Origin of the sequence: Heterorhizobium halophytocola (genome assembly GCF_017873095.1) — a bacterium.
GTDB classification, from domain to species: Bacteria; Pseudomonadota; Alphaproteobacteria; order Rhizobiales; family Rhizobiaceae; genus Allorhizobium; species Allorhizobium halophytocola.
The window spans coordinates 261,309-273,409 of record NZ_JAGGJU010000002.1 but is presented as its reverse complement, the minus strand read 5'-3'; the positions used below and the strand labels follow the sequence as shown (position 1 = coordinate 273,409).

General features: G+C 64.7%; 10 protein-coding genes. 4 read left to right on the top strand and 6 right to left on the bottom strand.

Annotation, left to right across the window (positions count from 1 at the left end; genetic code table 11):
- Positions 1 to 10 precede the first annotated feature (10 nt).
- Complete coding sequence (locus tag J2Z17_RS04485) at positions 11 to 937, bottom strand: lysylphosphatidylglycerol synthase transmembrane domain-containing protein (RefSeq protein WP_209942600.1); 927 nt, start codon at positions 935 to 937, stop codon at positions 11 to 13.
- Between the two features lie 62 nt (positions 938 to 999).
- Between J2Z17_RS04485 and J2Z17_RS04480 the strand changes: the two genes are divergently transcribed.
- Positions 1,000 to 2,649, top strand: coding sequence for a sulfatase-like hydrolase/transferase (locus J2Z17_RS04480; protein ID WP_209942599.1), 1,650 nt, complete (start codon positions 1,000 to 1,002; stop codon positions 2,647 to 2,649).
- Between the two features lie 258 nt (positions 2,650 to 2,907).
- Positions 2,908 to 3,951: a helix-turn-helix domain-containing protein gene (locus tag J2Z17_RS04475; protein WP_209942598.1), complete on the top strand. Its 1,044-nt coding sequence runs from the start codon at positions 2,908 to 2,910 to the stop codon at positions 3,949 to 3,951.
- 66 nt (positions 3,952 to 4,017) lie between these two features.
- On the opposite strand, the gene J2Z17_RS04470 is transcribed toward J2Z17_RS04475, so the two are convergent.
- The 5 genes from J2Z17_RS04470 to J2Z17_RS04450 form a co-directional block, all read right to left on the bottom strand.
- Positions 4,018 to 7,134: an efflux RND transporter permease subunit gene (locus J2Z17_RS04470; RefSeq protein ID WP_209942596.1), complete on the bottom strand. Its 3,117-nt coding sequence runs from the start codon at positions 7,132 to 7,134 to the stop codon at positions 4,018 to 4,020.
- 14 nt (positions 7,135 to 7,148) lie between these two features.
- Positions 7,149 to 8,375, bottom strand: a complete 1,227-nt coding sequence (locus J2Z17_RS04465) for an efflux RND transporter periplasmic adaptor subunit (RefSeq protein ID WP_209942594.1) — start codon at positions 8,373 to 8,375, stop codon at positions 7,149 to 7,151.
- A gap of 172 nt (positions 8,376 to 8,547) precedes the next feature.
- On the bottom strand, positions 8,548 to 8,787 hold the full coding sequence (locus J2Z17_RS04460) for a cysteine rich repeat-containing protein (protein ID WP_209942592.1): 240 nt from the start codon (positions 8,785 to 8,787) through the stop codon (positions 8,548 to 8,550).
- 42 nt (positions 8,788 to 8,829) lie between these two features.
- Positions 8,830 to 9,435 carry an SH3 domain-containing protein gene (locus J2Z17_RS04455; protein ID WP_209942590.1) on the bottom strand — a complete coding sequence of 202 codons (606 nt, stop codon included), beginning with the start codon at positions 9,433 to 9,435 and terminating at the stop codon, positions 8,830 to 8,832.
- A gap of 37 nt (positions 9,436 to 9,472) precedes the next feature.
- Positions 9,473 to 9,775: a hypothetical protein gene (locus J2Z17_RS04450; RefSeq protein ID WP_209942588.1), complete on the bottom strand. Its 303-nt coding sequence runs from the start codon at positions 9,773 to 9,775 to the stop codon at positions 9,473 to 9,475.
- A 204-nt stretch (positions 9,776 to 9,979) separates the two neighbouring features.
- On the opposite strand from J2Z17_RS04450, the gene J2Z17_RS04445 reads away from it, so the two are divergent.
- Together J2Z17_RS04445 and J2Z17_RS04440 are read left to right on the top strand one after the other, a co-directional pair.
- On the top strand, positions 9,980 to 10,705 hold the full coding sequence (locus tag J2Z17_RS04445; protein WP_209942586.1) for a response regulator: 726 nt from the start codon (positions 9,980 to 9,982) through the stop codon (positions 10,703 to 10,705).
- Entirely contained in the window at positions 10,705 to 12,054 is a 1,350-nt protein-coding gene (locus J2Z17_RS04440) for a sensor histidine kinase (protein ID WP_209942584.1), read from the top strand. The genes J2Z17_RS04445 and J2Z17_RS04440 overlap by 1 nt, the downstream gene beginning before the upstream one ends.
- The last annotated feature ends 47 nt before the right edge of the window (positions 12,055 to 12,101 follow it).

Below are 12,101 nucleotides of genomic sequence, written 5' to 3'. Positions count from 1 at the left end.
CCCCCAGCTTCTATGCCCGCCCGATACGTCCGGTCAGGACCTGGTGGGCGATGACGACAAGACCGGGCAAGGCTGCACCGGCAAGCGACAGGCTGCCATAGAGCAGGCTTGCCGAGACGCCTTGCGCACTGGTGAAGCCGAACAGGGGCCAGAGGGCGGCAGCCGCCACCTCGCGTGTGCCCCAGCCGCCGATGCCGGCCGGAATCAGCATGGTCAGCAGGCAGAGCGGGACGGCCGTGAAGGCGCCGATCGGCGGCAGTGGCGCGCCCACGGCATGCGATGCGATCAGGAAGGTCGAGACATAGCCGGCCACGATAGAGGCGCTGAGCAGGACCTGCACCCAGCCCGCTCCGTCGCGCCAGAAGGCGGCAACGAGATCCGGCTTCAGCCGCTCGAAGCGGGCCGACAGTTTCGAGCGCCAGACGAAAATGCCGACGCCAAGGCCGCAGACGAGCAGCGCGAGGAAGGTCAGGGCAAGGCCGGCGAAACCCTCCGGCAGGCGATCTGCCAGGAACACCGGCCAGGCGATGAGCCCGAGGCCGGTCATCAGGAAGAAGGCAAGCTGGCCGGACAGGCGCTCCAGAAAGACGGCCGTCGCCGGCCGCTTCCAGCCACCCGGTTCTTCGGTCCGGTTGCGATAGGCCCGCACCGCATCGCCGGCCATGCCGCCGGGCAGCACCTGGTTGAGGACGCTGCTGACATAATATTCGCGTACCGCCAGCGACCGGGAAATCCGATGTCCGAGGCGTGCGGCGGTGAACTGCCAGCGCAAGGCGGACAGCACGATCTGCACCTGGACGATCAGCAGGGCGACGACCACAGAGCCCGCCGATACATCGCCGAAGGCAGCGATTACCTTGGCGGGATCGACCACGACGAACAGTCCGGCGAACAGTGCCAGGCAGATGACGATGGCAAGGATGCCGAGCTTTGGCACGGGCTGCGCTTTCACAAAGAGCTTTGCGCCGGTCAGACGAGACAGGCAGGGAGATGGACTTCATGAAGCGAAACGATCTGAACGGCAAGACGTTTGCCGGCCTGGACCGGAAGACGGTGGTCGCCGCATTCGTGTTCATCGTGGTCGGGTTCCTGGCCCTGACGCTGCCGGATCACCCGGGCGCCTTCCATCTGCGTGCCTTTCGGCAGTTTCCGCTGGAGATCCCGATTGCAGCCCTCGTGCTGCTCTTCCTGTCGCGGCGGCTGGCAACGCCGGTTGCCGCATTGCTGGCCCTTGCCGTCTTCACCCTGCTCTTTCTGAAGATCGCCGATACCGGTGTCGAGGCCGCCTTCCAGCGGCGCTTCAACCCCTATCTCGACATCAAGATGATGGTCGACGGCTGGAACCTGGTCTCCGGCACGTTCGGCACGGCAACGGCTGCTCTGGTGCTGACGCTGGTGTTCGCCACCTTCATCGCCGCGCTCGTCATCTTCTTCATTGCCGCACGGCACCTGGCGGCCATCGGGCAGGCCGGTCGGCGCACGATGATCAAGACCTTCGGCGTTGCCCTGACGGCCGGCGTCATACTCTTTGCCGCCGGTCCCTCCGTCGGCCTGCAGGGGGTCGCCAATCTGCGGGCGGGTTCCTATCTGGAGGCGCGGCTCAGCCTCGTGGCCCGTTCCGTCGCCGATATGAGCGTGTTCGAAAAGCAGCTAGCCGCCCCGGAAACGATACCGGCCGGCAGCGACCTGTTTGCGGCCATTCGCGGTCGCGACGTGGTGCTGATATTCGTCGAATCCTACGGCCGCAGTGCCGTCGAGGACCCGCGCTACAGCCCGATCATGAAGCCGCGCCTTGCAAGCGTCGAAAAGGAACTCGACGCTGCGGGCTTCGCCTCGGCCAGCGGCTGGAGCGTCTCGCCCACCGTCGGCGGCATCAGCTGGCTTGCCCACGGCACCTTTCTTTCCGGCCTCTGGATCGACAGCCAGGCGCGCTATGACCGCCTGATGATCAGCAAGCGCCCGAGCCTCAACCGCCTGTTTTCGCAGGCGGGCTGGCAGACGGCAGCGGTCATGCCGGCGATCACCATGCCTTGGCCGGAAGCCGATTATTTCGGCTATGACAAGGTCCTGGTGGCCAAGGATCTCGGCTATCGCGGCAAACCGTACAACTGGGTTACCATGCCTGACCAGTATACCCTCTCGGCGCTTGACCGTCTTGTGCGGCAGCCGGCAAGGGAAGCGGGCAAACCCGTGATGGTGGAAACCGCGCTGATCTCCAGCCATGCGCCCTGGACGCCGGTCGCCAAGCTGATCGACTGGGCCGATGTCAAGGACGGCACGGCGTTCAACGACCAGGCCACCAGCGGCGACAGCCCCTCCGTCGTCTGGTCCGATCCGGAACGGGTCCGGCAGCAATATATCGGGACGATCGACTACTCGCTGCAGACCGTCGGCGACTATATCGCCCATTTCGGCAAGGATGCCGTCTTCATCATCCTCGGCGACCACCAGCCGGCGGCAATCGTCACCGGCCAGGGGGCCTCCAGGGCCGTGCCGATCCACATCGTCAGCCGAGACAAGGCCCTGATCGACCGGTTCGAGGCCGAGGGTTACGCAGCCGGCATGACACCGGGACCCGATACCCCGGAACAACCGATGGACGGCATGCGCGACAGGCTCATCCGGGTTTTCGGGGCGGCTACGTCCTAGCCGACACAGACAGCATGACCGGGCTTGGCTTCAAGCCCAACGGACAATCATCAAGACCGGCGGCGATCTGCCACCGTTCAACGACCCTACGCGCCCAAGTGATGGACAACATGCTCTACCGCTTAAAAATACCACGATCGCCGCGACGAGCGGCAGGCCGCTTACCACGCCTGACACCACGTTCTCTTTCCACCTAAGCAGCAGGCACAGTGAATAAAATCTGGCCGGCACCGTCGGCGATATTGGGGAGCGACCATCTTGGGTGCGCTGAATTTTTCAACAAGCAACACGGCACTCCTGCGGGAAGACCGTTTTACCACGCTCGTCAAAGACCGGGCACAGCAATTTCCCTACTGGCGCGACTTCATCGCGCCGGTTGCCGACGCCGAACCGGGTGACCGGCCGAGCAAGGGCTTCCGCGCCGCCATCCGGGCGCGCGATCTGGGCAAGATGCAGATAGCATCCGTCCATGTCGATCCCATGACATACAGGCGCACGCCGCAGCATATCCGCCGCAGCGAGATCGACCACTGGCAACTCGTGCTGCGAACCAGCGGCGTCGATGTCGCCAACTGCAAACAGGGCTTTGTTCGCAGCACCGCCGGCAGCCTCAGCCTTCGTTCCTTTGCCGTGCCGAGCCACACGACAGCCAGCGCCGGGAGCCTCGTCTGCATCTGGATGAGCCGCGACAACTTTTCCCCGCTCGCCGAGGCGCTGGACCAGGCGATTCACAAGCCGATCGGCGGCACGATGAAACATGTGTTGAAGGAGTTCATCCTTTCGCTCAACCGCCACAAGTCATCGCTGAAGGTCGAGGACCTGCCGGTCATGGTCAGTTCGTTCAAGGCGCTGATCGGAGCCGCGATCCGTCCGACCAGCGACAGTCTGGCGGAGGCGCGCACGCCCATCGCCGCCGGCCTGTTCGAGCTTGCGCGCGCCTATGTCGACACCAATCTCGCCTGTCCGGAACTCGGCACGGAGATGCTGTGCCGCGAACTGAAGGTGTCGCGCCGCAAGCTCTATTACCTGTTCGACAAGCATGACGGCGTCGCCACCTTCATCCGTCGCCGCCGGCTTGCCGCCTGCCATGCGGCGCTGGAGGATCCGTCCGACGGGCGTCTTGTCAGCACGATTGCCTATGATTACGGCTTTGCCGATCCTGGCCAGCTGAGCCGCCACTTCCGTGCCCATTACGGCTACAGCCCCCGCGACGCTCGCGAGGCGCGCCCTGCCGGCGACATTGCCCGCAAGGACGAGCCGGCCAGCTTCGCCCAGTGGCTGCTGCGTGGCAGCAAGGTCTAGAAGGCGACCGCATCGTCTTGACGATCCGTGTCGGCTGCCCTTTGCACGCCCCGAAGATCGGCAGGCTCAGCGGCCGCGCTCCTCCAATTTGCGGATGACCAGGAACAGGGCCGGCACCACGAAGATCGAGAGCAGGGTCGAGACCAGCATGCCGCTGACGACCGAAATGCCGATCGACTTGCTGGCATTGGCGCCCGCACCCGTCGCCAGCACCAGCGGCACCATGCCGAGGATGAAGGCGATCGAGGTCATCAGGATCGGCCGGAAGCGCAACCGGCTTGCCGTCACGGCCGCCTCCATCAGCGACTTGCCCTCCTTGATCCTCAGATCCCGGGCGAATTCGACGATCAGGATCGCGTTCTTGGCTGCCAGCGCAATCAGCAGAACAAGGCCGATCTGGGTATAGAGGGTGTTCTGCAGCCCGAGGGCCAAGAGCACCGACACCGTCCCGAGCAGCGCCAGCGGCACCGACAGGATGACGGCGAGCGGCCCAAGCCAGCTTTCATATTGTCCGGCAAGCACGAAATAGACCAGGACCAGCGCCAGGCCGAAGGCAAGGTAGATCTGGTTGCCGGCAAGCTTCTCCTGGTAGGAGATCGCGGTCCATTCCGACGACGCCCCTTGCGGCAGGACCTCTGCTGCCACCTTTTCCATGAGCTGCATGGCCTGGCCGGTGCTGACACCCTGCGCCGGGCGGGCGGAAATCATCGCCGCCGGATGCAGGTTATAGAGCGAGATCAGGGCCGGGCCGATGTCCTGGCGCATGGTGAGCAGCACGTTCATCGGCACCAGATCGCCGTTCGCATTCGGCACCTTCAACCGTGAAATGCCCTCCGACAGGCTCCGATACGAGCCCTCTGCCTGGACATAGACCTGGAAGGTGTGACCGAAGCGGGTGAACTGGTTGACGAAGGCGGATCCCAGATAGCCCGACAGCGTATTGAACACGTCGCCGACCGAGACATCGAGCGCTGCCGCCTTGGTCCGGTCGATTGACACCTGCAGCTGGGGCGCTGTCACATCGGCACTGACCTTGGCCATCTGCAGGCGGCCATCCGTCAGGCTCTCGGTCGCGACCTTCCGGGCCAAGTCGGCAAGGCGGGCAAAGTCGTTGCTGCCATCGTTCAGTTCGACGACCATGGAGGCGCCACCGGTATTGCCGATACCCTGGATCGAAGGCGGCGGCACCACCAGGGCCGTGCCGTCATCGAGGTCGGAGAGCCTTTGCGAAATCGCCTTGTAGAGCGGCAGCAGGCTCTCCTCCCGACCGCGTTGGTCCCAGGGCTTCAGCACGATATAGGCAAGACCGCCATTGGCGAGCGGCGCATTGCCGTCGAGCACAGAGACGCCGGCGACGGTGATGACGTTGTCGACGCCCGGCACCGTGCGCAGCCGCTGCTCGACGTCCTTCAGGGTATTGTCTGTGCGCTCCAGCGAGGCGCCGCTCGGCAGCTCGATGGCCGCAATGAAATAGCCCTGGTCCTCGATGGGCAGGAAGCCGCTCGGTATGCGCGACAGCCCGGCAAAGGCCAGCACCACGGCGATGATCGTGCCGGCCGTGACCCAGTAGCGGTAGCGCAGCAACCGCGACAGCAGCGCGACATAACCGGCTTCCAGACGGTTGAAACCCTTGTCGAAGGCGCGGAAGACGATGTTGCGCTCGTCCACCGGCTTGATCGGCCGCATCCAGAGCGCGGCCTGCACCGGCTTCAGCGTCACGGCATTGATGGCGCTGATGACGGCAGTGGCCGCGATCACCAGGGCAAACTGCTGGTAAAGCCGACCGGTCAGGCCGGACAGGAAGGCCGCCGGCAGGAAGACCGAGATCAGCACCAGCGTGATGCCGATGATCGGGCCGAACAATTCGCGCATCGCCCGCTCGGCCGCCTCCGGCCCCTTGTGACCGTAGGACATCTGGCGCGCGGCCCCCTCGACGATGACGATCGCGTCGTCGACCACGATGCCGATCGCCAGCACCAGCGCAAACAGGGTCGACAGGTTGATGGTAAAACCGAGCACGCTCATCGCGGTAAAGGCGCCGATCAGGGTGACCGGCACGGTGGTGGCCGGCACCAGCATGGCCCGCCAGTCCTGCAGAAAGAGCAGGATCACGAGAAGGACGATGACACAGGCTTCGCCGAGCGTCTTGTAGACCTCGTCGACCGAAGCGTTGACGAAGGCGGTGGTGTCGAACGGCACGGAATAGCTGAGGCCCTGCGGGAAGGCCTTTGACAGACCGGCCATCTGGTCTCGGACCGCCTTGGCGACATCCAGGGCGTTGGCGTCCGGCAGTTGGCTGATCGCAAGCGCTGCCGAGGGCCGGCCGTTGACCCGGAAGACCTGGCTGTAGGAGCGGGCGCCCAGTTCAACGCGCGCGACATCCTTGACCCGCGTCACCCGGCCGCCGTCATCGCTCGCCGATTTGACGATCACGTCCTCGAACTGTTCAATCTGGTCGAGCCGGCCGGAGATGTCGATCGCCGTCTGGAAACCCTGGCCGGAATTGACCGGCGGCATGCCGATCTGGCCGCCCGGAACGGTCTGGCTCTGCGCCTGTATCGCGCTGACGACGTCGCCCGGCTTCAGGCCGCGAGCCTGCAGCCTGTCGGCATCAAGCCAGATGCGCATGGCATAATCGCCGGCGCCGAAGATCGAGACATTGCCGACGCCCGGCACCCGCGACAGCGCGTCCTGCAGGTTTATCTTGGCGTAATTGGCCAAATAGAGGCTGTCGAATGTGGGATCGGACGCGCTGAGCGTGACGAAGGCAAGGATCGAGGTCGAGCGCTTGCGCACGCTCACCCCTTGCGACTGCACCGAGCTCGGCAGCTGCGCATTGGCCGCATCGACGCGGTTCTGCACCAGGATCTGCGCGGTATCGGCATCCGTGCCGATGTCGAAGGTGACGGTCAGCGAATAGGTGCCGTCGCTGGCACTGGTCGATTGCATGTAGAGCATGCCGGGTACGCCGTTGACCTGTTGCTCGATCGGCAGGGCCACGGTGTCCATCAGCGTCCTGGCGCTGGCGCCGGGATAGCGGGCCTGCACCTGGATGGTGGGCGGCACCACGTCGGGATATTGCGATACCGGAAGATTGAGAAAGGCGATGGCGCCGATCAGTACCGTCAGCAAGGCAATGACGTTGGCAAGGACCGGCCGTTCGATGAAGAACCTGGAAAACATGAGCCGCCGTCCGATCAGTTGCCGGCAACGGATGGGGCATCCGCCTGCGACAGGTCTGCGCTGGAGGATGTCGGGGGGACCACCTCTTTCGGTTCGACCGTGTCACCGGGCTGCGGCCCGGCCAGCACGTTCTGCAGCACAAGGTCGCTCGCCGACACGTCGCCCTCGACCTCCTGCATCTCCCCCTGCCGGTCGAGGACCGTGATGGCATGGCGTGCCACCATGCCCTTGTCGTCGACCGCCAGCACATAGCGCCCCTGTTGATCGGTGCCGATCGATGCGGGCGGCACGAGCAGCGCGTCATCGACCTTTTCGACCGGAATGCGAATGCGCACGAATAGACCGGGCAACAGGGCGCGGTCGGCATTCTCGAACACGGCGCGGGCGGCAAGCGTGCCGGTGTCGGCGGCCGTCTGCGGGGCGGCATAATCGAGGTGCCCCTTGGTCGGATAGCCCTTGTCGATCTGCGTGCCGATCTCGACCGGGATAGTTCGCAGGTCCTTCGCCGTGCGGCCGTTTGCGCGGGCGCGCTTGCGAAGCGTCAGCATGTCACCGTCCGAAATCGAGAACGAGACGTGGATCGGATCGAGCTTGATGATCGTCGCCAGCGTTCCGCTATCGGCGCCGACCAGCGCGCCGACATCGGCCTGATGCGCGGTGACGAAGCCGTCGAACGGCGCCGTGACGGAGGTATAGCCGAGATTGAGCCTGGCCTGCGTCAACGCGGCCTTGGCCGAGGCCAGCTGCGCCTTCGATGTTGCAAGGGTCGTCTTGGCGTCGTCGACATTGCTCTCGGCGGTGGCGGAGGATTTCGAAAGCTGATCCTGCCGTTGCATCTGCCGCTCGGAATTATCGACATTCGCCTGCGCCTCGGCAACGCTTGCCTCGGCCTTTTCAACCTCGGCCTGATATTGTTCAGGCTCGATCAGGAACAGGCGCTGCCCGGCCTTGACCTCCGTGCCGTCCTTGTAGTCGATCGATTTCAGCGTGCCGGACACCCGTGCGACAAGGCTGACGGTGCTGACGGCTTGCGCCGTTCCGGTCTCCTGGAAATAGCGCGTCACGCTCGCCGTCTGCGGCCTGGCGACAAGCGCTGTCTTGCGCGACGGCTGGCCGTCATCGGCGTCCTTGCTGCAGCTGCCAAGGGCAAGCAGGAAGGCGGGAAAGAATGCCAGCGCTGCGGCGCGCACCGCGCCTGCAGGCAACCGGCGCTTCGTATTTCCAGAGAGTGAATTCTGCATGGCAAGACCGCCAGTTCTGGTTCGGGTATTACGAATGGGAAGAGAGAGCGTGTCGGCGGCGGGCGCATCCAACGCCAAGAGGCGGTGCGGGGATGCGCCCGCCGCTCTCGCCGGCACCAGGAGTGGATCGCCTGAGGGGGAGGCTTGATGCCGGCGGGTGGAGGAGTGGAGGTCACCCCTTCAGCTTGGCTGCCATTTTGGCCATGCTGTCGGCGCAAGGCTTGGACAGCTCGGCCTTCTTTTCCTTGACGCAGGCCATCACACGTCCCTCGCCGGGCGCAATACCGGCGCAGAGCGCCTTGATGTCCGCACCGCAATTGTTGCGCAGCTCGAGCTTGTCGGAGAGCGACAATTGCGCGGCAGAGGCTGCCGTGGAGACGAGGACGAAGAGCACTGTGAGATAACGGGTCATGGGTGAACGCTTTCTGGCCGGAGCCGATGTCGAGGAGGCGGATTAGTTGGAGATGGAGCCGTGCCGTATGCGCACATTGCCGGCCGGACCGCGCCGGACCGAGGTGCCGGTGCACACGCCATCGACGCAGTGACCGGTCGCCACATGGCCGGGACGCGCGGCGACACCGGCGCAGCCGCGATCGTTGCAGCCGGCAACGGCCCCACCGCGCGGCGGCGGACCGTAGGGGCCGGGGCGGTAGTAAACGTTCCAATTGCCATACCAGGGCCGGCCGACATAATGGCTGTTCCAGTAGGCCTGATTGAAGACCACCACCGTCAGGCCGAGGGCCGGTGCGACGGCCGGCGTCACCACCGTCAGGCGACCATCATAGGTGACCTGGATATAGCTTGCCGCGACCCAGCCGCGGTTTCCACCCCAGCTCACATCGCACCATGTGGTGCCGGCCGTGCAGCCATAAACGGTAAGGTCTGCATGTGCCGGCAAGGCGATGACAACAGGATACTGCGTGCTTGGACCGGCCCGCAGGTTGAGGCTGGTCACCGTGACCGCTAAGGATGCCGCCGAGGCCTGGCCGGCGGCAAGGCCGCCGATCGCCAGGATCAGCCCGAGAAACAGAGTCCGCGGCACGGTCTTGAAAAATGACATGAGACTAATCCCTTGATTTGAAAATGGATTGATCCGCTCAGCGTGAAACGGTGCCGCTGCGGGTTATGCTGCCGCCATTCGGGCCGGTCGTCGTGCGGGTGCCGGTGCAGCTGCCATAGGCACAGGAAACCGAACCCTGCCGAGTGGCGGTGTTGCCGTAAGGGCCGGTGCGTGTGACAGCGCGCGAGCAACTTCCGCCAGCGCAGCTGCCAGACGCATGAACGGAAGACGTCCCGCGCCAACCATAGACATGCGCGTCGCGGGTCCAGGCATTGGCCTGGGCAAACGTCATGACCGAGAGGGCCGAGCCCGTGAGGATGAGAATTGCGAACTTCTTCATGGTCGTGTCTTCCTTTTGTTGCCTTTCGGCCGTCGAGCCCGACTGCTCGATGAAAGCCATGACCCAGACGCTAGGCGGGTGACGTAAACCCGGTTTGAACGGTGCGTGTCCTTTTGTTTCAGTTTGTTAACGGCACGAAATGACATGTAAAAACCAGGCCATGCCGCTTGCGCGCGCATCGTTGCGGCGGCATGAATGGGCAGCATGGAAAACACCGGCGCAATGATCGTGATCGTGGAAGACGATGCCGAAATCAGGGGACTTGTGTCCGACCTGCTCGGCCGGGAAGGCTATGGCGTCAGGGCGGTCGACAACGCCGCCGCGCTCGACGCCTGCCTCAACGACATCACGCCGGATCTGCTGATCCTCGATCTGATGCTGCCGGGCGAGGACGGCCTGTCGATCTGCCGGCGGATGCGTGCCACCAGCAACCTGCCGATCCTGATGCTGACCGCCAAGGGCGACGAGATCGATAGGGTCGTCGGACTGGAAATGGGGGCGGACGACTATCTGGTCAAACCCTTTGGACCGCGTGAACTGCTGGCCCGCGTGCGGGCACTTTTACGCCGCGCCGAGGCGTCGACCGTACAACCGGTCAAGGCAGCGCGTCGCTATGCCTTCGACCGCTTCGTCGTCGACCTGGATTCCCGCCAGCTGACCGACAAGGAGGGCATCGCGCTGTCGCTGACCAGCGCGGAATTCGACATGCTGGCCTGCTTCGTCACCCGCCCGCGCCGGGTTCTCAGCCGCGACCAGATCCTGGACTGGATCCACGGCCGCAGCAGCGAGCCCTTCGATCGCACCGTCGACGTCCTGATCTCGCGGCTGCGCAAGAAGCTGGATTCGGCAAGTCCCGGCACCCCCCTGATCAGCACCGTCCGCAATGGCGGATATCTGTTTACCGCCACCGTCCAGCAGCAGGCCGGCTGATGCGATCGTTCACCCTTGCAAGCCGCCTCTCGGCCATTGTCATCGTCTCCGTGATCGCCGTCTGGCTGGGTGTGGTAATGAATTTCTACGCCGGCAATGGTTGGGAACAGGATGATGGCTGGCCCACCCCCGACCGCATGGACGCGATCATCTCCGTCGTCGAGCGCGCCGCCCCTGAAGACCTGCCGCGGCTTTTCGATGCCCTTGGATCACAGACGATGATCATCGGCATAGAAGACGGCGGCGAGAATGCCGATCCCGACCAGACCGACCGGCAGGTCAGCGAGGAACTGCACAGACGCTATGCCGAGGGGCTGGCGGGGCGGGCCTTCACCGTGGCGCATATCACCGTTCCGGCGCGGGGACCGGGCATATTGCGGGTCGGCAACAAGCAGCGTCATGCGCTCAATTTCCGCATCGGCCTGGAGGACGGGCGTACACTCGTCGTGCAGAGCATAGCGCCGCTGGTGCTGGCTGCCACAGGCCTGCCGGTCGGGCTCGTTGCCGGGGTGATGGCCGCGATCATCGCGCTCTTTGCCCTTTTCGTCATGTACCGCGAGGTCAAGCCGCTGCGCCAGCTTGCCCAGGCGGTCGACCGCATCGGCCTCGACGGCGAGATGGTGACGCTGCCGAATGTTCGCCGGCAAAGTTCCGAAATCCGGGCCCTGGTGACCGCCTTCGACCGGTTGCAGACACGGCTGCAGCAGCTGTTGCAGGGACGGCTTGCCATGCTCGGCGGCATATCACACGATGTGCGGACCTATGCGACCCGGCTGCGGCTGCGTGTCGATGCGATCCCCGACGATATCCAGCGCGAACGGGCAATCGAGAATATCAGCGACATGATCCAGCTGCTCGACGACGCCCTGCTGTCGGCCCGTGTTGGCGCCAGCGACGTTTCGGTCGAACTGCTGGACTTTGCCGAAATCGTTCGCGGCGAGGCCGAGGACCGGCACGCCGCGCCCCAGGACCTGGGATTGGCGATCCAGAAGCGCACCGAGTTTTCCGTGCTCGGCGACCGCATCGCCCTCAAGCGGATTGTCTCGAACCTGATCGACAATGCCGGCAAATACGGCAAGGCCGCCCGGATCAGCCTGACGGCCAGCGACGGTGACGTGCTGATGACGGTCGATGACGACGGCCCCGGCATTCCCCAGGAGATGATCGGCATCCTGATGGAACCCTTCGTGCGGGCCGAAGCCTCGCGCGGCCGCGCCACCGGCGGCGCCGGTCTCGGCCTTGCAATCGTGCGCACCCTTGTCGAGGCCCATGGCGGCACGGTGACGATCGAGAACCGACCGGAAGGCGGCCTGCGCGTCAGCGTCCGGCTGCCGCGCTTCGAAGGTTAAAGCACTTCCAGCGTTCTGCACTGCGAGAAGGACGCAAGATCAAGCCG